The sequence below is a fragment of the uncultured Lutibacter sp. genome, from assembly GCF_947495725.1.
Taxonomy (GTDB): Bacteria; Bacteroidota; Bacteroidia; order Flavobacteriales; family Flavobacteriaceae; genus Lutibacter.
Window position 1 is genome coordinate 63,997 of record NZ_CANLZZ010000007.1, and the last position, 26,872, is coordinate 90,868.

The 26,872-nt window shown below is 29.6% G+C and carries 19 protein-coding genes; 9 read left to right on the top strand and 10 right to left on the bottom strand.

What is annotated here, in order from left to right; genetic code table 11:
* Positions 1-47 precede the first annotated feature (47 nt).
* Both Q0776_RS15300 and Q0776_RS15305 read right to left on the bottom strand, forming a co-directional pair.
* Positions 48-659, bottom strand: coding sequence for a fumarylacetoacetate hydrolase family protein (locus Q0776_RS15300; RefSeq protein ID WP_298370130.1), 612 nt, complete (start codon positions 657-659; stop codon positions 48-50).
* A gap of 86 nt (positions 660-745) precedes the next feature.
* Positions 746-1,585 carry a 1,4-dihydroxy-2-naphthoyl-CoA synthase gene (locus tag Q0776_RS15305; protein WP_298370131.1) on the bottom strand — a complete coding sequence of 280 codons (840 nt, stop codon included), beginning with the start codon at positions 1,583-1,585 and terminating at the stop codon, positions 746-748.
* Positions 1,586-1,804: 219 nt separating this feature from the next.
* Here Q0776_RS15305 and Q0776_RS15310 point away from each other — a divergent pair, with 219 nt between their 5' ends.
* Positions 1,805-4,195 carry a GAF domain-containing protein gene (locus Q0776_RS15310; RefSeq protein ID WP_298370133.1) on the top strand — a complete coding sequence of 797 codons (2,391 nt, stop codon included), beginning with the start codon at positions 1,805-1,807 and terminating at the stop codon, positions 4,193-4,195.
* On the opposite strand, the gene Q0776_RS15315 is transcribed toward Q0776_RS15310, so the two are convergent.
* A complete protein-coding gene (locus Q0776_RS15315; protein WP_298370136.1) occupies positions 4,192-5,439 on the bottom strand; it encodes a Pycsar system effector family protein in 1,248 nt (415 codons plus the stop codon). The genes Q0776_RS15310 and Q0776_RS15315 overlap by 4 nt on opposite strands.
* A gap of 67 nt (positions 5,440-5,506) precedes the next feature.
* On the opposite strand from Q0776_RS15315, the gene Q0776_RS15320 reads away from it, so the two are divergent.
* Genes Q0776_RS15320 through Q0776_RS15330 form a run of 3 tightly spaced genes read left to right on the top strand, consistent with a single transcriptional unit; the run spans position 5,507 to position 11,577 of the window.
* Positions 5,507-9,208 carry a metallophosphoesterase gene (locus Q0776_RS15320; protein ID WP_298370138.1) on the top strand — a complete coding sequence of 1,234 codons (3,702 nt, stop codon included), beginning with the start codon at positions 5,507-5,509 and terminating at the stop codon, positions 9,206-9,208.
* Between the two features lie 18 nt (positions 9,209-9,226).
* The gene (locus tag Q0776_RS15325; RefSeq protein ID WP_298370141.1) at positions 9,227-10,420 is read left to right on the top strand and encodes an alpha/beta hydrolase-fold protein; all 1,194 of its coding nucleotides are present in this window, start codon (positions 9,227-9,229) and stop codon (positions 10,418-10,420) included.
* On the top strand, positions 10,420-11,577 hold the full coding sequence (locus Q0776_RS15330; RefSeq protein ID WP_298370144.1) for a C1 family peptidase: 1,158 nt from the start codon (positions 10,420-10,422) through the stop codon (positions 11,575-11,577). Before Q0776_RS15325 ends, Q0776_RS15330 begins: the two co-directional genes overlap by 1 nt.
* Before the next feature lie 118 nt (positions 11,578-11,695).
* Here the strand turns inward: Q0776_RS15330 and Q0776_RS15335 are convergent, their stop codons facing one another.
* From Q0776_RS15335 to Q0776_RS15355, 5 genes are all read right to left on the bottom strand, one after another.
* Positions 11,696-12,121 (bottom strand): DNA-binding protein, encoded by a 426-nt coding sequence (locus tag Q0776_RS15335; protein ID WP_298370147.1) that lies wholly within the window; start codon positions 12,119-12,121, stop codon positions 11,696-11,698.
* A gap of 6 nt (positions 12,122-12,127) precedes the next feature.
* Positions 12,128-13,792 carry a 2-succinyl-5-enolpyruvyl-6-hydroxy-3-cyclohexene-1-carboxylic-acid synthase gene (gene menD / locus Q0776_RS15340; RefSeq protein ID WP_298370149.1) on the bottom strand — a complete coding sequence of 555 codons (1,665 nt, stop codon included), beginning with the start codon at positions 13,790-13,792 and terminating at the stop codon, positions 12,128-12,130.
* A gap of 88 nt (positions 13,793-13,880) precedes the next feature.
* Positions 13,881-14,951, bottom strand: coding sequence for a chorismate-binding protein (locus Q0776_RS15345; protein WP_298370152.1), 1,071 nt, complete (start codon positions 14,949-14,951; stop codon positions 13,881-13,883).
* Entirely contained in the window at positions 14,951-15,757 is an 807-nt protein-coding gene (locus Q0776_RS15350; protein ID WP_298370154.1) for an alpha/beta hydrolase, read from the bottom strand. Before Q0776_RS15350 ends, Q0776_RS15345 begins: the two co-directional genes overlap by 1 nt.
* 53 nt (positions 15,758-15,810) lie before the next feature.
* Complete coding sequence (locus tag Q0776_RS15355) at positions 15,811-16,227, bottom strand: PaaI family thioesterase (RefSeq protein ID WP_298370156.1); 417 nt, start codon at positions 16,225-16,227, stop codon at positions 15,811-15,813.
* Positions 16,228-16,302: 75 nt separating this feature from the next.
* On the opposite strand from Q0776_RS15355, the gene Q0776_RS15360 reads away from it, so the two are divergent.
* Positions 16,303-16,806, top strand: a complete 504-nt coding sequence (locus Q0776_RS15360; RefSeq protein WP_298370159.1) for a hypothetical protein — start codon at positions 16,303-16,305, stop codon at positions 16,804-16,806.
* Positions 16,807-16,885: 79 nt separating this feature from the next.
* On the opposite strand, the gene Q0776_RS15365 is transcribed toward Q0776_RS15360, so the two are convergent.
* Entirely contained in the window at positions 16,886-17,197 is a 312-nt protein-coding gene (locus Q0776_RS15365) for an MTH1187 family thiamine-binding protein (protein WP_298370161.1), read from the bottom strand.
* A gap of 127 nt (positions 17,198-17,324) precedes the next feature.
* Between Q0776_RS15365 and Q0776_RS15370 the strand changes: the two genes are divergently transcribed.
* Positions 17,325-17,690: a YchJ family metal-binding protein gene (locus Q0776_RS15370; RefSeq protein WP_298370164.1), complete on the top strand. Its 366-nt coding sequence runs from the start codon at positions 17,325-17,327 to the stop codon at positions 17,688-17,690.
* A 142-nt stretch (positions 17,691-17,832) separates the two neighbouring features.
* On the opposite strand, the gene Q0776_RS15375 is transcribed toward Q0776_RS15370, so the two are convergent.
* Positions 17,833-18,897, bottom strand: a complete 1,065-nt coding sequence (locus Q0776_RS15375; RefSeq protein WP_298370166.1) for a hypothetical protein — start codon at positions 18,895-18,897, stop codon at positions 17,833-17,835.
* Positions 18,898-18,987: 90 nt separating this feature from the next.
* On the opposite strand from Q0776_RS15375, the gene Q0776_RS15380 reads away from it, so the two are divergent.
* The 3 genes from Q0776_RS15380 to Q0776_RS15390 all read left to right on the top strand — a co-directional run bounded on the left by Q0776_RS15380 (position 18,988) and on the right by Q0776_RS15390 (position 26,808).
* A complete protein-coding gene (locus tag Q0776_RS15380; protein ID WP_298370168.1) occupies positions 18,988-19,890 on the top strand; it encodes an ATP-binding cassette domain-containing protein in 903 nt (300 codons plus the stop codon).
* Positions 19,890-20,735, top strand: a complete 846-nt coding sequence (locus tag Q0776_RS15385) for an ABC transporter permease subunit (RefSeq protein WP_298370170.1) — start codon at positions 19,890-19,892, stop codon at positions 20,733-20,735. Before Q0776_RS15380 ends, Q0776_RS15385 begins: the two co-directional genes overlap by 1 nt.
* A gap of 157 nt (positions 20,736-20,892) precedes the next feature.
* Complete coding sequence (locus Q0776_RS15390) at positions 20,893-26,808, top strand: T9SS type B sorting domain-containing protein (protein ID WP_298370172.1); 5,916 nt, start codon at positions 20,893-20,895, stop codon at positions 26,806-26,808.
* Positions 26,809-26,872 lie beyond the last annotated feature (64 nt).

The following is a 26,872-nucleotide window of genomic DNA, read 5'->3' on the forward strand; positions in this document are numbered from 1 at the left end:
ATGTTATTAAGTGTTACAATTGGTTTATTAGATTAAAAAATAAATTATTATTTAATTTTTATTGAAAAAGCTTGCTTATTTGCTATTGTTCCTTTTAAAATATCATTTTCGCTAACCTTTCCAACTCCTGCAGGAGTTCCAGTGAAAAGTATATCACCCTTTTTTAGTGTAAAAAATTGAGAAACATAAGCTATCAATTCATCAATTGTCCACAACATTGCATTTGTATTTCCATTTTGGACCAATTCTTCATTTTTATGTAGCGTAAATTCCAAATTAGTTAAATCTCCTAAACTTTCTTTCTTATAAAATTCACCAATAACAGCACTACCATCAAATGCTTTTGATTTTTCCCAAGATAATCCTTTTTCTCTTAGTTGATTTTGAAGATCTCGAGCTGTAAAATCAATTCCAAGTCCTATTTCATCGTAATATTTATGTGCAAATTTCTCTTCTATATACTTTCCAACTTTATTAATTTTAACCAAAACCTCGACCTCATAGTGAATTTCATTTGAAAATGGAGGAATAAAAAAAGGCTGTTTCTTTGCTAAAATTGCGGAATCAGGTTTTAGAAAAACAACCGGATTTTCTGGTCTTTCATTTTGAAGTTCTTCAATATGCTTAGCATAATTACGTCCAATACAAATTATTTTCATTTTAATAAATTGAAAAGATTAAAGTTAAAAGATTTCTGATTTTGCAGTACTAATAAATGTTAAAATGGAATGGAAAAATAAAACTTTTATGGAATCCATTTTTTCTCAAAATTGGGTTTACGTTTTTCTAAAAAAGCGTTTCTTCCTTCTTTTGCTTCTTCTGTCATATAAGCCAATCGTGTTGCTTCACCAGCAAAAACTTGTTGCCCCACCATACCATCATCAGTTAAATTCATTGCAAATTTTAACATTTTAATAGAGGTTGGAGATTTTGCCATTACTTCTTGCGCCCATTCATAGGCGGTAGCTTCTAATTCTTCGTGAGGAACAACAGCATTTACCATTCCCATCTCAAAAGCTTCTTGAGCAGAATAATCTCTTCCTAAAAAAAATATTTCACGAGCTTTCTTTTGCCCCACCATCTTTGCTAAATAAGCTGACCCATATCCGCCATCAAAACTAGTTACATCTGCATCTGTTTGTTTAAAAATGGCATGTTCTTTACTAGCTAATGTCATATCACAAACAACATGTAAACTATGACCTCCTCCAACTGCCCAACCTGGAACAACCGCAATAACCACTTTTGGCATAAAACGAATTTGGCGTTGAACATCTAATATGTTTAATCTATGATAATTATCCTCACCAACATAACCTTGATGGCCTCGTGCTTTTTGATCGCCTCCGCTACAAAAACTATAAACTCCATCTTTTGTTGATGGTCCTTCGGCCGATAATAGAATTGCTCCAACCGATGTATCTTCTTGCGCATCGTGAAAAGCAATTAATAATTCACTTGTTGTTTTTGGTCTAAAAGCATTTCTAACATTGGGTCTATTAAACGCAATACGCGCAACACCATTGCATTTTTTATAGGTTATATCTTCAAATTCTCTAACGGTTTCCCATTTTAATGTACTCATATTGGCATTTATTTGCTGGTAAAAATAGTTTATTTTATTATTTAATTAAAGGGTAATCTCTGAAAAAAAATACAGAAACCACACCTCTGTATATATTGTTACAAACTAATAAAATAGTTTTATTTAGTTTTCTTAATAGCAAGGAAACTAATAACTGTTAATTTTACTGTAAATTTGCAAATAATATTACGACAAAGCAATTATCTAGAGAGCATTTGAATGAAAATAGTTACTACATCACATAAAAAAAATTGGGAACTTCCATTAAAATTAAAGGTTAGTTTTAAAGCTATCTTTAATTATTTAGAACTTGTTTCTAAAGAAGATCAACATTTTTTAAATGCTTCAGCAAAAAATTTGTTAGAAGAAATGAAAGCATTTCCCGAATTAAAGGAAGGTTTTGAAGATTTAACGCTGTTAGAAAAATACAATAGTCAAATTGATAGATTACTTGATATTTTGTTTCCAGATATTTTACAAACAAATGAAATAAAGGCTGCAACTATTCCATTTGATTTTACTTCATTTAAACTATCAAGAAGATTTGAAAATATAATTGCCGAAGCAGGTGAAGATTACGATTTTCAAGTACGTAATTATGATGAGTCGAAAGTTTTTATAATGTCGTGCACTTTTATTTTAGCCTATTGTTATGATACAATGGTTGATTTTAGAAGACCTTTTTATTTTGATATTCCGGATAAAAATGGAATTGAAAAACATTATAGATCTTTATACAACGGTGACTTTTTTCAAGTTACACCGCTTGATAATGCACCTAAAATAACTCAAGAAGATATTGCCGAGTTGTTAGATAATTTTGACAATATTGATTTATGGGTTGAAAAATTCCCACCAGAAAGTTACTTATTTGAAGGTTTTGGAATTATGAATTTGTTTGATGTTTCGGCAGATCATTCTATTTCTAAAATTAAAGAAGATCTTTTACGAGTTGATGAAAATACGTTTTTTGAACTCGAAAAAAGCATCTCAAAATTATACAATTCTCAAAATATAAAAGTTGGATTTTCTACATACAACCTTGTGCAAAATGGAGTGAATTTTGACAATCATAAAACTGAAAAAAGCTTTATAAAACATTCTGAGTGTAGTAATTCTTGTTCCGATTTCTTTTGTGAAAGTATTTTAAATCAAATTTTTAAAAAAAAGGAATTAATAGCTATTTCTGATGTTGAAAAATATGGAAAAATTTCAAACTACAATAAATTTTATCACAGTTTAAAAGACCAACTTATTCAAAGTTTAATATTGGTACCTATTAAATTAAAAGATGATATAATGGGTATTTTAGAGTTGGTTTCTATTAATAAATATGAACTTAACTCTGTAAATGCATATAAATTAAATGATGTTATTCCTGTATTCAAAATTGCGGTTGAGCGTTACATGGAAGAATATGAGAATAAACTAGAATCTATAATTCAAGAAAATTACACTTCATTACATCCTTCAGTAAAATGGAAGTTTTTTGATGAAGTTGAAGAGTACCTTTATAAGTTAGAAGCTGACTCAAAAGCCGAAATTAATTTAAATGATATAGTTTTTGAAAATGTGGTTCCTTTATATGGGCAAAGTGATATAAAAGGATCTTCCATTGCTAGAAATGAAGCTATTCAACAAGATTTGGTAAAGCAACTAAAATTGGCTTCAAAAGTTATTGAAAAAGCAAAGCTAACTTACAATTTACCTATTTACAACGATTTGCTTTTTAGAATAAAAGAATGTTTACAAAATATTAGAAAGGGATTAAACTCTGGTGATGAAGTTTCATTAACAGACTTTCTTCAAAGAGATATTTATCCAGCTTTCAATCATTTAAAACAATTAGATTCTAACATAAAAGCAGATGTTGATGAATATATGTCGCATATTGACCCAGATATTCATGTAGTTTATGAAAAAAGAAAAGAATACGAGGGCAGTGTTAATAAGTTAAATGAAGTTTTAGCAAAATTTATTGATGATAAACAAGATGAAGCTCAAGCAATGTTTCCTCATTATTTTGAAAGATATAAAACTGATGGTATTGACTATAATATGTACATTGGGCAATCTCTAGTTAAAAACCATACGTATAATGAAATATATTTAGAAAACTTACGCTTGTGGCAATTACAAATGATGTGCGAACTTGAGAATGTTGCTTATAATTTAAAATCGAAATTACAGCATCCGTTAGAAGTAGCAAGTTTAATACTTATTCATAGCAATCCGCTTTCAATTAAATTTAGAATGGATGAAAAGCGTTTTGATGTTGATGGAGCCTATAATATTCGTTATGAGATTATTAAAAAACGAATTGACAAGGCACTTGTAAAAGGCACCGATGAGCGCTTAACTCAACCAGGAAAAATTGCTATTGTTTACAGCCAACATAAAGATGCTCAAGAGTATTTAAAATACATTACTTTTTTGCAGTCTAATAATTTTATTACAAGTGACCCAATTGAATTTGTGGATTTAGAGGAGTTGCAAGGTATTTCTGGATTAAAAGCACTGCGTGTAAAGGTTAATTACAACGAAGTAAACGCAAGCTCAACTTGTATAGATGATTTTATAGAAAACATACAAGAAGAGCAAAAATCTTAGTTAGAAACTTTACTTAAAACTTCGCTTGCTATAGGAACTCCAAAAAGTTCGAATGAAAATATAAATGCTATAACAGATAGTATAATTCCAACCATAAATATGGTATATGCAATTCTTAATAATTTGTATTTTCGTTGCAACACAACTCCTAAAAAATACAAATCTTTCATAAGCGTTTCGTATAAATAATCACGATCCTTCATTATTTCCTTCATTCCTTCTTGAAACTCTTCTAATTCCATTTGATGAAAATTACCAAAAAATAATAAATTCACTTTTTTGTTTTTTATATCTTCCTTTGTGAATTTCCCCGAAGTAACCTTTGGACGTGTAGATAAAATGCTAAATATCATGGTTAGCACTGTCATAACAAGAAACATTAATGTCGGAATTACTAAATAAGCATTGTCTGGCTTATCCAATTTTGGAAATAAACTAGAAAGTGCAATAGATAATATAATGGCACTAACTGATAATAAAATATTTGCTTTTGTATCTGCAATATCACTAAGTTTTATATGATTTCTAAGCGTAACACGGTACATAGTTTCAATCCCTTTTTCAGGTCTATCCTCTTTTTCTTTTTTACGTTTTTGATCTTCAGATTTAAGCTTTACTTTTTGTTTTTGTTCTTTTTCTTTTACAATGCTTTTTTTAAGGTCTTTTTTTATTTTTAACCAATTTTGCGTTTTTTGCTCTTCAAATTTATTAAAAGCATAATTTGTAAAAAATTTATGATCTTTTATAAAACCTTCATTTTTTTTCAGCCATTCTATATCTGTAAATTGTTCGTTACAATTTTGTTCCCATTCTGCACGTAGTAGGTTACTTTTTTCTTTAAAGCAATCCTGTCCCAAATGCTGTAAATCTGCATCACAAATAATTTCACCTAATTTATTTTTTGGTGATTGTGGCATTTTTGTGGCATCAATAATTTCACAAACCTTACTTATTTTTTCAGCAGAAACCCCTTTTTCTTTTAAAAATTTTGAAGCAATTTCTTTACTATATTCCTCGTGGTTTTTATAATCTCTTACAAATCCTATATCATGAAACCAAGCAGCCAATAAAACAATTTCTAAATCGTTATCATTCACCTTTTCGGCCTTGGCAATTTCATTTACGGCATTTACTACAAACTGAGTATGATTAAAATTATGATATATAACTTCAGGTAAAAGTTCATTTTTAAAGGTATTAAACACAAAATCCTTAACTTCAATCAATAAAGCATTTTCTAACATTGTAAAATAAGTTTATTCAAAAATACATAAATTTATGTACTTTTAGAGTTTTAACTAAATACCATTTATGAGTCGCTTTTTTGTTCAAAAACTTTCACTTTTTATCCTTACCTTATTCTTTTCAGGTTGTGCTACTTACAAAGTAAATTACAAGAGAAGCGAGTTGAATTGGCAACAAAACATTCCAAGTTACAATTCCAAAATTGAACACACCTTTTATTTAATTGGTGATGCCGGAAACGCAAATTTAAACGAATCGCTGTCACATTTAAACTTATTAAAACAAGAATTAAGTAAAGCTTCAAAAAACTCAACAGCCATATTTTTAGGTGATAACCTCTACCCTGTTGGATTGGTGAAAAAAGATAATCCAAAACGTGCTTTAGCCGAACATAGGTTAAATGCTCAAATAGAATTGGTTAAAAACTATGATGGAAACACACTTTTTATTCCGGGAAATCATGATTATTATAGTGAAGGTGTAAAAGGATTGAAAAGACAGCAAGATTATATTGAAAAAAACCTTGGTAAAAATACTTTTCAGCCAGAAAACGGATGTCCTTTAGAAAAAATTGAAATTTCTGATGAATTGGTTTTAATAATTGTTGATACACAATGGTACTTAGAAAATTGGGATAAGAACCCAACAATGAACGACGATTGTGAAATAAAAACACGAGAAAAGTTTTTTGATGAATATGAAAGTTTAATAAAAAAAAATGCAACAAAAACTATTGTAATAGCATTACATCACCCAATGTTTAGCAATGGAAATCACGGCGGACAAAGTTCTATTAAACAACAATTACACCCTATAAAAGGAAGTATTCCGCTTCCTATTTTAGGTTCAGTAGCCAATATTATACGTAAAACAAGTGGAATTTCTCCACAAGACATGAATAACCCTATATATTTAGAATTAAAAAAACGATTGGTTACCATTTCTCGAACAGCTGAAAAAACACTTTTTGTATCGGGTCATGAGCATAATTTACAATATATAATTAAAGATGGATTACGACAGATTGTTAGTGGTGGTGGTTCAAAAATCAATCCTGTTAGAACTATAAACGGAAGTAGGTTTTCTTTTGGTGGATTAGGTTATGCTAAAGTGGATATTTTTAAAAATGGAGCTTCAATAGTTTCATTCTTTACCGAAGAAAATAACGAACAAAAATTAATATACTCAACAGAAATTTTCCCTTCTTCAGAAAAAAGTATCACAACAACCTATCCTTCTAAATTTCCAAAAACAAAATCAGCTTCCATTTACACTGAAGCTGAAATAAAAAAAAGTGCTTTTTTTAAAACGCTTTGGGGACAACATTATAGAACATATTATGGCACAAAGGTAAACGCTCCAATAGTTTTATTGGACACACTTATGGGCGGATTAAAACCTATAAGAAAAGGTGGTGGAAATCAATCGCGCTCCGTTCGACTAGAGGATAAAAACGGAAAAGAGTATGTGATGCGTGCTTTACGAAAAAGTGCCACACAGTATATGCAAGCCGTAGCTTTTAAAAACGATTATATTGAAGGTCAGTTTGATGATACTTTTGCCGAAAAACTATTATTGGATATTTATACCGCCGCGCATCCTTATGCTCCTTTTACCATTGGCAAATTAGCCGATGCAATAGACGTTTACCATACAAATCCAACTTTATATTACATTCCAAAACAAAATGCCTTAAAACATTTTAATGCCGAATTTGGAAATGAATTGTATATGATTGAAGAACGAACCACAAAAGGTCATAGTGATTTAGCTAGTTTTGGTTATTCAAACGAGTTGATTAGCACGGATGACTTATTAAAAAAACTAAGAAAATCTGACGATTATATTGTTGATGAACAAACATATATAAGAGCTCGTTTATTTGATATGTTAATTGGCGATTGGGACAGACATGAAGATCAATGGCGTTGGGCAGCATTTGAAGATGGAAAAAAAACAATTTACAAACCAGTTCCAAGAGATAGAGACCAAGCTTTTTCTAAAAACGACGGATTGGTTTTAGGCTTTTTAACAAGAACAATACCTGCTTTAAAATTAATGCAAGTCTATGACGATGAAATGAGAAATGCCAAATGGTTTAATTTAGAACCGTATCCTTTAGATATTTCACTAATATCTAAAGCAACTTTTAAAGATTGGGAGAAGGAAGCAAAATTTATTCAAGAAAATATTACCCCAAAAGTAGTTGAAGAAGCATTTTTAGAAATGCCGATTGAAGTACGAGACAAAACTTTAGAAAAAATTAAACAAAAGCTATTAGGAAGATTGAAAAATCTACCTCAAATAATGAAAGATTATTACAAGCATTTTTCGAAATATGTGGTAGTAAAAGGAAATGACAAAGATAATTGGTTTGATATAACTCGATTGCCAAACGGAAAAACCAACATTCAATTATATAATATTAAAAACGGTAATAAAGGATCTCAAATTTTAAATAAAACATATAGCAATACAGAAACTAATGAAATTTGGTTGTATGGCTTGGATGACGAAGATGTTTTTAAGGTTACTGGAGATTTTAATAGAAATGCAATTCCATTAAGAATTGTTGGTGGACAAAACAAAGATGAATACATAATTGAAAACGGAAAACGTGTTACTATTTACGATTACAAATCGAAAAAAAACATCTTTAAAACTTCAAAAGGGCGTAAAAAATTAACCAACAAATACAAAACCAATTATTATAATTATAAAAAGTTAAAATACAGTCAAAATCAATTAATTCCTTCTATCGGGTCTAATCCTGATGATGGTTTAAAAATTGGAATCAATAATATATTTACCGTTTATGGTTTTGAGCGTAATCCGTTTACACAACAGCATATAATTGATGCTTCTTTTTACAAAGCAACCAATGGTTACGATTTAAATTATAGCGCTGAGTTTGCAAATATTTTTAATAATTGGAATTTTAATATTCAAACAAATTTTACAAGTCCAAATTTTAGTATCAACTATTATGGTTTTGGAAATGAATCTATAAATTTAGAAGATGATCTTGGCGATGATTACCATCGCGTAAAAATAAGTACAATTGCAGCAAAACCCACTTTAAAATGGATTGGAAGAATGGGTGCCAAAATTTGTATAGGAGCTACATTTGAAAGTCTAGAAGTAGAAGACACGTCTGGTAGATACATAAATTCCGTTCCCAATTATATTGAAGAACGAAAAAATTATGCAGGTTTAAACGCCTCATATTCATATCAAAACGCAGATAATTACGTATTTCCTACACTTGGAATGAGTTTTAGTATAACAACTGGCTGGAAAACTAATATTGAAGACACCGATGAAAATAACGCTTATGTGATTCCTTCGTTAGGGTTTGATTATAAATTAGTTCCAAACGGAAAACTTGTTTTAGCAACAAAATTTAAAGGTAATATAATAATTGGTGATACTTTTGAGTTTTATAATGCAGCAAGTATTGGAGGCCTTGATGGATTAAGAGGTTACAGAAACCAACGTTTTATTGGAAATAGAGCATTTTACCAAAATACAGACCTCCGCTGGAGTTTTAAAAAGGTAAAAACCGAATTGGTTCCATTACAACTTGGATTGTTTGGAGGCTTTGATTACGGAAGAGTTTGGTTAGATGGTGAAGGTTCTAATGATTGGAAAACATCTTATGGTGGTGGTTTTTGGCTAGTTGGAGCAAATATGATTAACTTAAATTTAGCTATGTTTAATTCCAATGAAGGTCCGCGCTTTCAATTTGGATTAGGTTTTGGCTTTTAAAAAAAATAAATTTCAACAATGAAAAAACTTATTGTATCTCTACTCATTTTAAGTTTATCTTATAATGTGTATTCTCAAAATATTAAAACAAAAAAATTCAGTTCAGAAATACTTCAAAATGACCGGTATTTAAAAATTTATGTTCCCCCAAGTTATGCTACGGAAGAAACTAAAATGTATCCTTTAACAATTGTTTTAGATGCCGAATTTATATTTGATGTATATGTTGGAAATTCTATTTTATTTGCAAATAAAGACAAAGCTCCTGAGCAAATTATAGTTGGCATTAATCAAAACCATTATGGTGAACGTTACCAAGATTGTTCTATAAATGAACAAAACAGTATGCCAACTGCCGAGGGAGATGCTTTTTATCAGTTTATAAAACTTGAACTTATTAGTTTTCTTGAAGAAAATTATAGAATTTCTCCATTTAAAACTATTATTGGAAACACCTTAACTGCAAATTTCACAAACTATTTTTTAATTGAACAATTCCCTAGTTTTAATGCATTTATCAACATCAACCCATATTTTGGATTGGATATTCCTTTAGTATTAAATGAAAAGGTTAAAACGTTAAAAGACGAAAATATTTATTATTACCTAAGTAATGGAGACTATAATCCTGATAAATATGAAACATTAATTGACGATGCAAATTCATTGCTCGATTCTCTTAATATTGAAAAGTTTAAATACAAGTACGAAAAGTTTAAAAACACCACAAAAACAGCTTCTATAGGAAAATCTATACCAGATGCTTTGGCATTTATTTTTGAAATGTACTCGACAATTTCAAAAGAAGAATTTGATCAAAATATAAAAGATTTGTCTCCTGCCGATGCCATTGCCTATTTAGAAAACAAATATGTTGAAATTGAATATTTATTTGGAAGTAATTTAAAAATACGAGAAAAAGATATTTTTGCAATTGAGTCCATAGTATTGGATAAAGAAAATGGAGATTATTTAAAAAACTTTGGCGAAATGATTAATAAATTAGAGAAAGAATCTGCCATAGGAGATTATTACATTGGACGCTATTATGAAACTGGTAAAAAATATAAACTAGCTTTAAAATATTATAAAAGCGGTTATATGAAACTTGCTGAAGGAGATCCAAACTCCGATGGCTATTATAAAAATATTGAACGCGTACTTCAAAAAAGAGATGGCGCGTATATTGAAGAAATTCCAAATGAAAATTAATGAAACAAACAATTTTAACCCTAGCCTTAATTTTTACTGCCTTTTTATTTTATGCTCAAGAAGGTAACGCGGTAAAAGTAAATTTACCATTAGAACAAAAATACGAATTCACAACTGTTGTAGATATTGAAGCTTCTGCAGTTAAAAGCCAAGGAAATACTGGTACTTGCTGGAGTTTTTCAGGCTCTTCATTTTTAGAATCTGAAATATTTAGAGAAACTGGTGAAATGATTGACATATCAGAAATGTATAATGTTCGTAACACCTACCCTGCAAAAGCTTGGAATTATGTGATGCGACAAGGAAAAATACAATTTAGTGAAGGAGGCTTGGCACACGATGTGTTAAATTCGGTAAAAAATTATGGATTGGTTCCAGAAAGTGCTTTTACAGGATTAAAAGCAGGAGAATCTAAACATAATCATGCTTTAATAATTCCTGAACTAAAAAAAGTATTGGATGCTTATATTAAAAATGGAGAGAAATCGGCATATCCAAATTGGAGAGCTTCGGTAGATTCTATTTTAACTGTTCATTTAGGAAAAACTCCTAATAATTTTGTGTATAATGATATTACTTACAATCCAAAAACGTTTCTTAAAAAAACAAAAATCAATACATCAAATTACGTTACTTTAACTTCATTTCTACATCAACCTTATAACTCTAGTTTTATTCTTAATATTCCTGATAATTTTTCAAACGGAAACTTTTACAATGTTTCTTTAAATGATTTAGTTGAAATAACAGACAGAGCTTTAAAAAAAGGCTATTCTATTGCCTTAGATTGTGATGTTTCAGAAACAACTTTTTCTTCAAAATATGGAATTGCAGTTATTCCAAAAAACATAGACGACACTAAAAAAGCACTCACATATATTGTTAAAGAAACAACTATTACACCTGAATATAGACAGCAAGAATTTGAAAATTACAATACTACCGACGATCATTTAATGCACATTATTGGAATGGTTAAGGACCAAAACGGAAACGAGTATTATAAAGTAAAAAACTCTTGGGGAGGCAATAGTGAACGTATTGGAAATAATGGTTATGTTTATATGAGTAAAGCTTTTTTTAAACTAAAAACCATTTCTATTTTGGTGAATAAAAACGGTTTATCTAAAGGGTTTAAAAAAGACTTAAACTTATAAAACTGTTTTAAAAGAAATACCTTTAAAGCACCTTTAACATTCTGTTTAGCGAAATAGAAGCATTGATTTATATTTCTAACATCACTAAAAAAAGACATCCTGAACTTGTTTCAAGACCTTATTCAATATGCTCTACAAACTTAATTCCTTCCTCTGAAATAACAATTAATTTTTGACGAAACAAGCCACCAATAGCGCTTTTAAAGGCTTTTTTACTCATTCCTAATTGATGTTTAATATCATTAGGGTCGCTTTTATCATGCAATGCTAAAGCTCCATTATTTTTTCTTAATGCATTTAAAATAGCAATCTCATTTTTTACAATTGTGTGTTTAAAACCAAGGGCTTGTAAACTAATATCTAATTTACCATCCTCACGAATTTTCTTAATGAAGCCTACTAATTTTTCACCTTCTGCTATTTTTTGATACAGTTCATTTTTATAAAGCATTCCTTCAAACTCTTCATTTACTAAAACTGTAAAACCTATTGCTGAATTTCTACCAACAATTAAATCTACTTTATCTCCTACTTTTAAATCCATTTTCTTTTATTTTAAATTGTTGAAATATGCTTTTAATATTTTATCGTTTTCTTTTTGAGGAGTAAATACCTCTAATAATTTTGGTTTTTCAGAAATTGTATAAAAATCTTTTAAACCAGTTGTTAATTCATCAACACTTGTTGCCGTTGCATATTCAAAATTATACATTTTACACAAATGTACGGCAGTTAAATTATGTGGAGTTTCAAAATAATCTAATGCATTCGATTTTTGCGGACCTGGAATAAATCGGAAAATACCTCCTCCTCCATTATTAATTACAATAATTCTAAATGTAATTGGTATGTAACTATTCCACAACGCATTACTATCGTAAAAAAAACTTATATCTCCTGTTAAAAAAACAGTGTTAGCATCAACCACTACCGATGCTCCAATTGCTGTACTTGTACTTCCATCAATACCACTTGTTCCTCTATTACAAAAAAGTCGTAACGATTTATTTATGTCGAATAATTGTGTATATCTAATAACTGAACTATTCGAAACTTGCAACTGGCTATTAGCCGGAATTGATTTTAAAACCGTATCAACTACTTTTAAATCGGAAAACGCACATTCATTTAAAAATGCTGCGTGTTTACTCAATCGTATTTCTTTTTTATGCAACCAAAACTCTTGATAAAAACTATCAGTTGGTTTTGTTAAAAAGAAAAACTGACTAAAAAATAATTGAGGTGTTAATTTAAAATGATGACTTAAACTGTGATAGGTATCAAATGCTCTTTTTGGGTCAACGTGCCAATGATGTTTTGGTTTAAACTTACGTAAATGTTGTTTTATTTTTTTTGAAACAATAAGTCCTCCTAAACTCAACAAAATGTCTGGCTGAAAATGAGTCAGTTCATTATCTTCCAAAGGAAAAATTAATTTATCTATACTATTGATAAACTTTGGATTAGAAACATTGGCTGTATTTTCAATTAACACTAAAACCGAAGGATCTTTTGTTAAATGTTCTAATTGAATTTGTAAAAGTTCATTTGGATAATGTTCTCCAACCAACACCATTTTCTTTTCAGATGCATTCCAAATTTTGGCAAATTGCTCTAAATCATCCACATTTAATGGTTCTTCCTCGAAGCTATAATCAAAAGTTTCGAAGTTTAATATATTGCTGGTAGTTTCATACAAAGGTTCATCAAAAGGAACATTTATATGTACAGGACCACTTTCTAAAATGGCAGTTTTAATAATTTCCGAAAGCATTTCATTAATGTTTCCTTCAATATTTAAACTTTCGTCTAAACTAACCGACGCTAACATATGATTTTCAAAAACATTTTCTTGTCGTATAGTTTGCCCATCACCAATATCAATTAAATGTTTTGGTCTATCTGCTGAAATAACTACCAACGGAATATTACTGTAAAATGCTTCTGCAATTGCCGGATAATAATTTAACAAAGCCGAACCTGAGGTGCAAACTATGGCAACCGGACTTTGTAATTGTTGTGCTATTCCTAAAGCAAAAAATGCTGCACAACGCTCATCAACTATACTATAGGTTTTAACTTTTGGATGGTTTGAAAAGCCTATGGTTAAAGGTGCATTTCTTGATCCAGGGGAAATTACTACGTGTTCAATTTTACTCGCAACACAGGTTGCAATTGTTAATTGAGCAAGTTCATTTATTGGAAATTGAGGCATTAAATAGTCTTCATTTTTTGAAAGCACAAAGTTACGTAAACTTATTGTAGATTTTTAAATAAATATTATTGAATAATGCAAAAGTAAATTACCACATACTTTTCATAATTGCAGCTTTTGCAACTGTTTCCTCCCACTCTTTTACAGGTTGGCTGTCTTTAGTTAAACCTCCTCCAATATAAATTGTTGCATTATGGTTTTCAATTTTCATACAACGCAGATTAACATAAATTGCAGATGCATTATTACAATTTATTTCACCCATAAAACCAGAATAAAATTCCCTATCATACTCTTCGTTTTGCATTATAAATTCTGTTGCCGCGTTTTTAGGAATTCCACAAATAGCAGGTGTTGGATGCAAAGCATTAATTAATTGTTCTAAACTTTTTTTCGATTTTAACTCGCCACAAATATCAGATCGTAAATGAATTAAGCTTCCTGCTCTACTTGTAATTGGACCTGTAACTTCTAATTTGTTAATTTTATCTTTAATATTTTCAACAATAAAATCTGTTACAAATTGTTGTTCTTCCAATTCCTTTTTTTCCCAGATTACATCTAATGTCCCACTAAACTTTTGTGTTCCGGCCAAAGACATTGTTTGTAACTTATTATTTTTAATAGCAATTAATTGCTCTGGAGTTGCTCCCATCCACAAACCAACCTTTGGATGATACCATAAATAAACAAAGGCATTTTTATAAGAGTTTAGCATTCTTTTAAAAACCGTTGTAATTGTTGATTTGCCAATTGCAATAGTTTCTTTTCTTGATAAAACTACCTTTTCAGAAAATCCATTTTTAATAAAATCAACCGCCTTATTGACTTTTAAAATATATTTTTCTTTTTCTTCTATTGTACAAGAATCCTCTAATTTTAACGAAGAATCTACAATTTCTAAATTGTTAGTTATCTGCGTAAAAAATTGTTCACTTTTACTTATAGGGAATAAGATTTTAGTTTCATTCTTATTAAATGGAGCAAATATAAATCCTGAAGAATTATAATCTTCAAGTTTAATTAAATCATTATTATTTTGGTGAATAGCTGAAATTACCTTTGAATTTGGCTTTCTATATGCAACAAATGGCTGTTGTGCATCTAATACAGATGAAATTTTTTCAAAAAAAACAATATTCGTAAATTCTAATTTCATTAATTTAATTGTTGTAATAAAATATCTCTAATTTCATTAAAATTACTCCAAACCAAGTCGTGTCCAGCTCCATCTAATGTAATTAATTCAAATTTATTTGGTGCTATTTTTTCTTTTAAAATAGTAGAATTTTCATAAGGCACAATCCAATCATTATTTCCGTGAATGCATATAATTTTTGAAGGGTTATTATTCCAAAGTCCTTCAAAATGTAGTAGGTCTTTTTTATGAGAAATTTTTTCTTTTGATGCTGCTTGCCAAGCCTTTGGCATAAGCCACCTTGTTGTTTCCCACTTATAAAGGTTTAAAGCCCAAGGCATTGGTTCTACCTTTGAAATAACCGCCGGAGCAAGTAATACTATTTTTTTATACTTTTTGTTTGAAGCTAAAACAATTGGACCTCCATAAGAATAACCTACTAATATTACTTTTTGTGAATCAATATTGTTGATTAAACTTTCCAATAAATTCTTTTCAAACTCTATAGACTCCTTAACTTCTCCAGTTTTAAAAACACCATAACCAACTCTATCATAAGCTATTAAATTGGCGTTATGTTGAATATCTTTATCAGATAAATATTTTTTAAAATCACTTGCCGAACCTATAGAACCATGCACAAAAACTAGCGTTGGTAAAGTTGTGTCTATCTTTTTTTGAAAAGTTAAAACGCGGTAATCAAACTCTTGAAACTTTTTTGTTGTGATAAAAACTTTTGTGTCTTTCTCTGCAAAATCTTCTATCAGTTGCTCGGTTGACTTTGGTGTTGAAAAATAATAGATAACACCATATGCTACTACTAGCAAAAATAGCAGTATAAATACTAAAATTTTGAGTATTTTCTTAAGCTTACTCAAAGCTATTTTGCTAAAATATAGTTGGTTATTTTACAAAGAGAAATTACTCTATTTCTATCATCTATTATTTTTATTTCAACTAAATGAATTGTTTTCCCTTTATGAATGATGCGTGCAGTTGCAGTAACCATTCCACTTTTTACGCTTCTTAAATGATTTGCAGAAAATTCGATTCCTCTAACCGCATACTTTTCTTGGTCTATTGCTAATATTGATGTTGGACTACCAACACTTTCTGCCAATGCCATTGTTGCACCACCGTTTAAAATCCCATCTGGTTGATGCACTCTAGAGTTTACAGGCATTGTTGCTACTAAAAAATCTTCACCCAAATCGGTATAAACAATGTTTAAAGTTTCGTTTAATGTGTTTTCACACATTTTATTAAGTTTATTTAAAGTTGCTTCTTTTGAATTCATAATTAAAAGTTGGTTGGTAAAAATAAGAATTAAAACTATAAATACTACCTTTGCAATTTAAAAGTATAAAGTAAAATGGCTTATAAAATTAGAGCAATATTAGATGTCGAGAAAGACGTATTTAGAGATATTATTGTAAATGAGACTCTTAATTTAGAAGAATTGCATTTTACTATTGCAAAATCGTTTGGTTTTAAAGGTCAGGAAATGGCTTCTTTTTATTTAAGCGACGATTCTTGGGAACAAGGAGAAGAAATTCCATTATTCGATATGTCTGAGGATGAAAACTCATTTTCAATGGCAACTTGTACAATTTCAACAGTGTTAAGAAAAGAAGGTGCAAAACTTATTTATATTTATGATTTCTTTTCTATGTGGACATTTTTTATTGAATTGTCTGAAATAATAGAAAATCCTGAAGAGGAATTACCATTGATTGCACTGTCTTTTGGTGATGTTCCAGACGAAGCTCCCGAAAAAGAATTTATTGGAGAAAATTCTGATGAAGACAATTTTGATGCTTTTGATGATGAAAGTAATTTTGACAATATTGATGATATAGATTTAGATAATTATTAATATATCATAAAAACTCATTTTATATTAGCCAAAACCCGTTAAGGTTTTAGCAATAATTGTAATTCCGGATAAATAAATACTATTTATTTACCTCTCCGATAATATTTTCTACAGAAGTTATTTTTTTGGTCATACATTTACTTTTTCCCTTACGAATATCAAACTTAAGAGATGAATACACTCGATCACAATCCAACTCTAATACTTCATAAGATTGCTGTACAATAGCTAGTGCTTCCGCAATTGTTTCGGTCTCTATTACAGTACCCATTGGCGTTAATTGATAAGTAACTCCACTTTCACGAATCATTTGTATTATTTTACTTACATAAGCACTTATACTCTCACCTTTATCGGTTGGAAACATAGCAAATTCTAATAGTACTGACATTAATTTAAAATGGTATTTGTTATATTTACAAAGGTAGTGAAAGTACTTAATTTATTTAGTAAAATTATACTGTTTTAAATGAGTTTAACACTTTATACAACTATAAATAATTACAAATTAAACACATATGCAATGCCCTTGTAATCCAAATAAAAAATATGTTGATTGTTGTCAAAAAGCACATCAGAATATACAGGCTGTAACAAGTGCAGAACAATTAATGCGCTCTAGATATAGTGCTTTTGTACTTGCCAATATTAATTACTTACAAAAAAGTCATCACACTTCTACTCGCCCATCTAAACAAGAAAAGAGAGAAATTGAAAAATGGACAAAATCTGTTAAATGGATTCGACTTGAAGTTTTAAATTCTACAGAAAATACGGTTGAGTTTAAAGCCTTTTTTATGGAAAATAAGAATATTGAGGTAATTCATGAAAATTCAAAATTTTGTAAAGAAAATGAGCATTGGGTTTATTTAGACGCTTTTTAGTAACTAAATTTTCTTAATCTTAGATTTCTGCTTTTGCTAATCCAAGATTAGCTATAAAATGTGTAATTTTTAATAAGTAAGACTCCTAAATACGTTATGAAAAATATAGCTTTTAAACCTCCAACTCTGCAACTTTCTACTTTTATCTAATAATATAAGTATTTACGTTTTCGTAATTTCTTCTAACAAAATCAAATGCTACTTTTAAAATTTGCCCCATAGTTTTGCAATCTTTAAAGTTTTTATCCTTTGTATATTTAATTAAATCCTTTTTAAGTTCTTTTATTTTATCGGGAGTTGAAATTTCATCATCTACCATACAATCTAATAAATCGTTAACTCTTTCTTGAGACCCTCTTAACCTACGCGCAATTGCGGAACGTTCTTCTTTTTTATATTGTTCAACAGACTCGTTTCTTAAGTTGTCCGAAACCATTTTTACAAAAGGATAATTTTCTTTAAAATATTGAGGGAAATAAACTCTTAAATTTCCTTCAAAACTTTGTTGATCAAAATCCATAGCTCTAATTCTATACTCTACCTGATCAAAATCGTAAGAAGCAACAATTACATAATTATAAGCACGCATATCGCCAAGTAAACGAATCATACAACGTTCATTAAACTTTACAAACTCTTTTGAAAGTCGTTTTAAACCACTTTCTGAAACTGTACTTAAATTTTCTGCTAAAAATTGATCACCTGGAATTCCTAAAACATGTTCTTCAATAAGAGTATCTTTATACACCAAAAAGTTAATATTATTTGGAGATAATATGTGTTCAAACTCAAGTCCGTAAACTCTCGATGCATCAGCCTTTTTAATGTATAAATAAGTGTGGTTATCGTTTAAAATATTTCGAATTTTTATTCTAAATGGTTTCGAATTTCCAAATGTACAATAGTCAATTGCATCTACGGTTAAAAAAGGAATAGAGTCTTCACTACCATCGCCATGTAAAATTAAATACATTCGCTTTAAACTTAAATCAATTTCATCACGTTCGTGCTCAGCATAATATACGCGAACCCAAAGGGTATCGTCACCGTTCTTATCGTAAACTACAATTGCTCCTGCAAATCGCAATAAATCATCATAAAAAACAGGTATTTTAATATTTCTATTATACTCTGTTAAATAATCATATAACTTTTGATTAATTGGAAATGCCGGTTTTTTTTTTGAAATTAATTTCTGTTCTTCCATCGTAAATCTTTTCTAATTTGTCAAATTTAGTATATTGCCGTAACAAATTTTAATATTTGTCGTCTTAATTTTATACTAAACAAATTTATATTGGAAACTATTCTCTCATTAAAAAATCTTAATAAAAGGTTTGGAGCAATTCACGCAGTAAATAACCTATCTTTTGATATTAAAAAAGGAAGTGTTTATGGAATACTTGGACCCAACGGAAGTGGAAAGTCAACAACACTAGGCATTATTCTAAATGTAGTTAATAAAACTTCAGGTGAATTTAGCTGGTTCGACGGCAAATTATCAACACATCAGGCATTAAAAAAAGTGGGAGCTATTATTGAACGCCCTAATTTTTATCCATATATGACCGCAACTCAAAACCTTGAGTTAGTGTGCAAAATAAAAGAAATACCAAGTGTAAAAATTGAAGAAAAACTTAAGGTTGTTAATTTATTTGAAAGAAGGAATAGTAAATTTAGAACCTATTCTTTAGGTATGAAACAACGTTTAGCAATTGCTTCCGCTCTTTTAAATGATCCTGAAATTTTAATTTTAGACGAACCCACAAATGGTTTAGATCCACAAGGAATACATGAAATTAGACAAATTATAAAAAATATTGCCGCAAACGGAACTACAATTTTATTAGCATCTCATTTATTGGATGAAGTTGAAAAAGTATGTTCGCATGTTGTAGTAATTAGAGAAGGTGTAAAATTATACTCTGGAAGTGTTGATGAAATGACAGCCTCACATGGTTTATTCGAATTAAAAACGGATGCTAGTGAAGATAACCTTTTAGAATTGCTCTCTAATTTTGATGGAATTTCTTCAACAAAAAAAGAAAACAATTTTGTTATTGCTACCCTTAACAAAGAAATTACCGCAACTGAAATTAACAATTATTTATTTCAAAATGGAGTTATTTTATCACATTTAGTAAAACGAAAACCTAGTTTAGAACAACAATTTTTAACGCTAACCAACAACAAATCATAATGTTACGATTATTAAACATAGAAATTCATAAGTTAAAGTATAACAGTGCCAGTAGAATTTTAATTCTTATTTATTTTATATTGTTAACTTCCATTGCTTTAATTGCTGCCATTAAATTTGATATTGGCCCGGTTAAGTTTCATTTAGCAGAACAGGGAATTTTTAATTTTCCATACATATGGCATTTTAATACCTATATGGCATCTATTTTTAAATTTTTCTTATTATTAGTTATTGTTTCTATGATGGCAAATGAGTATAGCAACAAAACTCTAAAACAAAATTTAATTGATGGTTTAAGCAAAAAGGAGTTTGTGTTATCTAAGTTTTATACTGTTTTAGCACTTGCCTTAATTTCTACATTATTTGTTTTTGTGGTTTCTATAATTTTAGGATATAGCTATTCCGATTTTACTGAGTTTTCAATAGTAACAACAGATTTAATATACCTTTTCGCTTTTTTTATAAAGCTAACAGCATTTTTCTCCTTTGGACTTTTTATGGGAATTCTAGTAAAACGATCAGCTTTTGCGGTTGGAGGTATTTTAATTTGGTTTTTTGGTGAAAGCTTGTTTAAAGGTTTTTTATTTTGGCAATTTAAAGACCTAGAAAATACAAGCGAACGTGTAAATAGTATTATGCAATTTCTTCCAATGGAATCAATTTCAAATTTAATTAAAGAACCTTTTACTCGCTTAAGTGCAGTTAAAACTGTAGCTAAACAAGTTGGAGAAAATTTAACAAAAGATTTTTCGGTTCAACCATTAGATTTACTAATTGCATTAATTTGGACTGCATTGTTTATATATTTCTCTTATGCATTGCTAAAAAAGCGCGATTTATAATCATATGTTGCTCTTTTTAGAATTTTTTTTTTCATAATATTAAACTTTTACATGTAAATTTGGTCAAATATCAATGACCACCGTGAATAGACTGTCAGTTAAACTTTTATTTACCACTTTTTTTTGTGTGTTATTAAGTTACATGGGTTTTGCTCAATTGAGTAAAACACATTATATTCCTCCTTTAACAAGTGCTGAATTTGGAAATGCAAATCCTGAAAATCAATACATATATATTTCAACACCTAGTATAACAGACGTACCTTATACAGTAACTCCCATTGGTTCATCAAGCACCATTACAGGATATGTTTCAAAATCAAATCCGGAAGAAATTTATATTGGTAACGGTTATTCTCAATTATTTGTACAATCCAGTCAAACAAGTAGGGTTACAAACAACAAAGGATATATTGTTGAAGCTGCCGGAACCATATATGTTTCTGTTAGAATGACAGCTGGTGGAGGAGCTCAAGCCGGAGCATTGGTTAGCAAAGGACTTTCTGCTTTAGGAAAAGAGTTTAGAGTTGGAAGTTATACCAATGAAAATCCACAAGACAATTATTTAAATTTTGTATCAGTAATGGCAACTGATGACAATACAAACGTGGAATTTAGTAACCTACCCGCTGGTTTAGTAATAAAAAATTATTCTGGAACAACTCCTTTTTCTATAAATTTAGATAAAGGTGAAAGTTATATTTTAGCTACAAATAGTTTTACAACTCCTGTTAATAGAGATGGATTAATAGGTTGTTTGGTAAAATCGGATAAAGATATTGTTGTAAACTGTGGTTCGGCAAATGGTAGTTTTAGCAATGGAAATGGAAGAGATTATGGTATTGATCAAATTGTTGGACATAATAAAATTGGATCAGAATATATTTTTGTAAAAGGAGATGGAAGTAATGATTGGGAGAATATTTTACTAGTTGCACACCAAGATAATACCACTATAAGCGTAAATGGCACCTCTATTGGAGTTACAAAAAATGCTGGTGAATATTATGTAATTGAAGGTGATAAATATAATGCCTCTGGAAATATGTATGTAGAAACATCTAATCCCGTTTTTGCCTATCAAGGAGTTGGCGCAACTACTTCAGAAGCAAATCAAGGTATGTTTTTTGTACCTCCACTAAGTTGTGAAACAAGAGGAAATGTTGATAATATTGCTGCAATCGAAGACATTGGTACAACTTCTTTTACCGGTGGAGTTACCATTGTTACAAAAAAAGGAGCAGCAGTTACTATAAATAATTTACCACTGTCTAACTTCTCCTCTATTGGACCAAGTAATGTTAATGGGAAATCTGATTATGTAACTTATAAAGTTACTGGTTTATTTGGTGATGTTTCTGTAGAAAGTGACCAAGAGTTGTATTGCTCGTACTTTAATTACAATGGAGCAGCAACTTCGGGAAGTTTTTATTCTGGGTTTCCAACAGCACCTGAAATAAACTTTGAAGCTATTTTTAATACCTTAGGTATTTGCATTCCAAATATTACCTTGGAAGCTTTAAACTCTGAAAGCTTTGACACCCTGGAGTGGTTTTTTGATGATGGTTCTGGTTTTAAAACCACTGGAAATACTACAAGTATTTTGGTTCCTATTAATCCTGGGAAATACAAGTTAGTTGGTTATATAAGCTGCACCAATTTAACGCTTGAATCTTTTGAAGTTCCTGTAAGTTATTGTCCCGATGATATTGATGAAGATGGTATTATTGATAATATTGATATTGACAATGACAACGACGGGATTTTAAATTGTACAGAATCTAAAGGAAATGGGACACTTAATTTATCTAATATTTTAAAACCTTCAGTTGTTCTGAACGATGGATCTATAATTTCAAATATTGCAACCGGCAATTTTAATTTCACCAATAATACAACAACAAATTCTAGTTTAATTGGTTCTTCTAATGGAAACTTTAAAAGCGAAATACCAGCTTCAGCAACAGCTATAAATGATTATTCTATTTCATTTTCCGAAGAAATTAACTTTAAATTTAGTGAAAACACTTCAATTACACATTCAATTAATGATGGAGAACATTTTATTGCTAAAATTTCCCCTGCTAATAAAAATATTACATTAATTGATCCAGATAATAGGCTTTTAGTAGACACAAATTTTGATGGAATTTATGAATCTGGTATTACAAAAGTTTCAGGCTCTGAAATACATTTTATAGTAAACCCTTCTCCTTCAGGAAATACTCCTTTTCAATTTTTAGCCAACAATGTTACTGGTTTTTCATTTATTCATCATTTAGATAACATTAATAAAGCTTCAACTTTTAATGGTTTATTGTCACTTACTTGTTATAAAAATGATAATGATAGTGATGGTATAGAAGATGCCTTAGATTTAGATAGCGATAATGATGGAATACCCGATATTATAGAGAATTCTGGAGAAAATTTAGTATTTTCAGGTATTGATACTGACGAAAATGGATTGGATAATATATTCGATATTAATTTCATTCCTCTTGATACAGATATTGACGGAATACCCGATTTTTACGATTTAGACAGCGATAATGATGGAATATTCGATCTTTATGAATCTAATAGTAATTTAAATGACACTAATTTAGATGGAATTATTGATAATATAAACACAACAATAGGAATTAATGGTTGGGATGATAATGCGGAAAGTTCACCAGACAGTAATTTAATTGGTTATAATCTCGGTGATTTTGATAACGACTTACTATTTAGTTATATAGACAAAGACAGTGATGGTGATGACTGTACAGATGTTATCGAAGCTGGATTTACAGACGATAATAATGATACTTTTTTAGGAAATACTACCATAATTGTAAATGAAAATGGAATTGTTACTAATGCTGCTGATGGCTATACAACACCCAATTCCGATTATGCTACATTTTCAGAAATAATAATTACAGACCAACCTACAAATTTAACCACCTGTATTTTTTATGATTCTATATTTGAAATAAATACAAACAACGTTGATACATATCAATGGCAATTAAGTATTGATAATGGCACAAACTGGCAAAATTTAATTGACGACGTTAATTATTCCGGAGTTCAATCAAAAATTCTAACTATAAAAAATACACCCATTGAGTTTAATAATTACAAATTTAGAGTACAGTTAGAAAAATTAGGTAATTCTTGTGGATTAATTTCTGATGAAGTAACCCTCATAGTTACCCCAAACCCAATTGCAAATACTGTATCGAATTTAGAATTATGCGATAATTTAGATGATGGAGATGATACCAACGGAATTGTTCAAAGTTTTAATTTAGAAAGTCAAACTAGTTTAATTTTAGGCACACAACCAGCATCGGATTTTTCTGTAACCTATCATTTAAATCAAGATGATGCAAAATCTGGAAATGATCCAATTACAAGTCCTTTTGAAAATAACTTAAGTGCAAATTCACAAACAATTTATGTAAGTATTTTAAATAAAAATACACTTTGTAGAAATCATGAGCTAACATTTAATGTTGTGGTAAATGCTATTCCCACTGCAACAACTGTTTCAAATTTAGAAAGTTGCGATGATTTAGATGATGGAGATGACACTAATGGAGTTGTTCAAAATTTTGATTTGGAGAGCCAAACAAATTTAATACTAGGAACACAAAACGCCACCAATTTTAAGGTCACTTATCACCTATCTCAAAATGATGCTATTTCAGGAGACAATCCATTATCAAGTCCACATTCTAATAGTTTAAGTCCAAATAATCAAACTATTTTTGTTCGAGTTTTGAATAAAACCACAGGATGCGTAAATCCGCATTCAACTTTCGAAGTTATAGTAAATGCCTTACCAATTGCCAATCCTGTTGAAAATTTAGAATTATGTGATAATTTAAATGATGGAAATGACACCAATGGTATTGTTCAAAATTTCGATTTAGAAAGTCAAACTAATTTAATTTTAGGCACACAAAATCCGGCCGATTATATAGTTACTTATCATCTTTCAGAAAATGAAGCTATTTCTGGAAACAACCCACTAACTAGCCCTTTTGAAAACAAATTAAGTCCAAACTCTGAAAAAATTTATGTTCGTATTTATGATAAAATAAAAGGCTGTGTAAACGCTCATTTAAATTTTGATGTAATTGTTAATCCGTTACCTGTTTTAAAAGAATCTGTAGTTTACCTAAATCAATGTGACGATGATGAGATTTCAGATGGTTATAGTATTTTTAATTTAAATGAAGCCAACCAATTAATTTCTGAAGATTATTTAAACGAAACTTTTGAGTTTTATTTTGATAAAAATCATACTATCCCAATTACCAATCCAATAGCTTACAAAAACCCGTCTGTAATAAACAGTGAAGTTTTTGTAAAAGTAATAACAACTAATGGCTGTGAACGCTTTGCAAAAATAATTTTAAAAGTAGGTGTTACTCAAATACCTCCAGATTTTGAAATATTAAATTTTTATGAATGCGAAGATGGGCCATCCAACAATCAAGATGGTAAAACCCATTTTAATTTTAGTAGTGCTAAACAAGTTATTAAGGCTAGTAACCAGTTATTTTCGTTGCAATCGGTAACTATTTCATTTTATGGAAATTTAGAAGATGCGCTTTCAGAAATCAACGCTATACCTGATATTTCTAATTATGAAAATACTACACCTTGGCAACAAGAAATTTATGTAAGAGTTGACAGTGATGAAGTAAATTCATGTTTAGGTTTAAACCATGTTGTTACCTTAAATGTTGAAAAATTACCTATAGCCACTCCAGTTACAATTAACAGAGAATGTGACGATGATCACGATGGATTGTTTCCTTTTAATGTTGCAACTATTGATGATCAAATTAGAAATGGGCAAACCAATATAACTGTTTCCTATTTTGATGAAAACGGCACTAAATTACCTAGCCCATTACCAAATCCTTTTTTAACGAAAAGTCAGACTATAAAAATTAAAGTTGCCAATAACAGTACTAAAACCTTAAATGGTCCTTGTTATGATGAGACTGAACTTACTTTTATTGTTGATGATTTACCAGAAATTCACCCTTTAGATTTAGTGCCTGTTTGCGATAAAGAAGATAATAATGACGGAATTTACGACTTTGACACTTCTTTTATTCAAAGTACTTTATTAGGTACTCAAGAAGGCTTGGAAATTCATTACTATGATGAAAATGGAAACGAACTATCCAATCCTCTACCAAATCCTTTTACATCACATACTCAAACAATTTCAGTTGAAGTAATAAATCCAATAAACAGCACTTGTACGGCAACTAGCTCGTTTAATTTAGTTGTAAATGAATTACCCGAATTTGAAGTTACTTCTCCTCAAATTTTATGTATTACCAAACCTCAAGAATTTATTACATTATCCCCTGAAATAAATAGTGCAAACGCCAATTTATTCGATTATTCTTGGCATAATGAAAATGGTGAATTAATCTCTAACGATTTTGAAATTAATATTTTTGAGCCAGGATTATACTTTATAACACTTACCAAAAATGATGGTTCTTTTTGTTCAAGAACTAAAGAAATAATTGTAAACCCATCTTCAGTTGCAAAATTTAGTCTTTTTGATATTGATATTGTTGATGATTCTGATAATAACACAATATCTATCTCTACCGAAAATCTTGGTATTGGAGATTATGAATTTTCGCTAGATAATGAAAACAACTCCTATCAAGATGAACCATTTTTTGAGAATGTAAAAGCTGGAATTCATACTGTGTATGTTCGCGATAAAAATGAATGCGGTATAAAAGCAGTATCGGTTCCAATAGTTGGATATCCTAAATTTTTTACTCCAAATAATGATGGGCATAATGATACTTGGAAAATAATTGGTGTTAATGGCGAATTTTATAACAACGCTAAAATTTACATTTTCGACAGATTTGGTAAATTTATTCACCAAGTAAATGCAAATGGAGAGGGTTGGGACGGAACTCTTAACGGAAAACCATTACCTTCATCCGATTATTGGTTTTCTGCAGAACTTATAGATATTAAAGGAAATATTAGAGTTAAAAAAAGTCATTTTAGCTTAATAAGGAGGTAATTTTTTTAACACTTCAATTTCACATTTCCCTTATTTATAAAGATATTCTATCTTTGAATTAAAT

Coding starts and splice junctions, on each gene's coding strand:
- Q0776_RS15385 (WP_298370170.1), top strand. CDS start 19,890: ATGTTACGATTATTAAACATAGAAATTCATAAGTTAAAGTATAACAGT.
- Q0776_RS15305 (WP_298370131.1), bottom strand. CDS start 1,585: ATGAGTACATTAAAATGGGAAACCGTTAGAGAATTTGAAGATATAACC.
- Q0776_RS15345 (WP_298370152.1), bottom strand. CDS start 14,951: ATGAAATTAGAATTTACGAATATTGTTTTTTTTGAAAAAATTTCATCT.
- Q0776_RS15325 (WP_298370141.1), top strand. CDS start 9,227: ATGAAAAAACTTATTGTATCTCTACTCATTTTAAGTTTATCTTATAAT.
- Q0776_RS15365 (WP_298370161.1), bottom strand. CDS start 17,197: ATGTCAGTACTATTAGAATTTGCTATGTTTCCAACCGATAAAGGTGAG.
- Q0776_RS15335 (WP_298370147.1), bottom strand. CDS start 12,121: ATGGATTTAAAAGTAGGAGATAAAGTAGATTTAATTGTTGGTAGAAAT.
- Q0776_RS15330 (WP_298370144.1), top strand. CDS start 10,420: ATGAAACAAACAATTTTAACCCTAGCCTTAATTTTTACTGCCTTTTTA.
- Q0776_RS15310 (WP_298370133.1), top strand. CDS start 1,805: ATGAAAATAGTTACTACATCACATAAAAAAAATTGGGAACTTCCATTA.
- Q0776_RS15320 (WP_298370138.1), top strand. CDS start 5,507: ATGAGTCGCTTTTTTGTTCAAAAACTTTCACTTTTTATCCTTACCTTA.
- Q0776_RS15360 (WP_298370159.1), top strand. CDS start 16,303: ATGGCTTATAAAATTAGAGCAATATTAGATGTCGAGAAAGACGTATTT.
- Q0776_RS15370 (WP_298370164.1), top strand. CDS start 17,325: ATGCAATGCCCTTGTAATCCAAATAAAAAATATGTTGATTGTTGTCAA.
- Q0776_RS15315 (WP_298370136.1), bottom strand. CDS start 5,439: ATGTTAGAAAATGCTTTATTGATTGAAGTTAAGGATTTTGTGTTTAAT.
- menD (WP_298370149.1), bottom strand. CDS start 13,792: ATGCCTCAATTTCCAATAAATGAACTTGCTCAATTAACAATTGCAACC.
- Q0776_RS15300 (WP_298370130.1), bottom strand. CDS start 659: ATGAAAATAATTTGTATTGGACGTAATTATGCTAAGCATATTGAAGAA.
- Q0776_RS15355 (WP_298370156.1), bottom strand. CDS start 16,227: ATGAATTCAAAAGAAGCAACTTTAAATAAACTTAATAAAATGTGTGAA.
- Q0776_RS15375 (WP_298370166.1), bottom strand. CDS start 18,897: ATGGAAGAACAGAAATTAATTTCAAAAAAAAAACCGGCATTTCCAATT.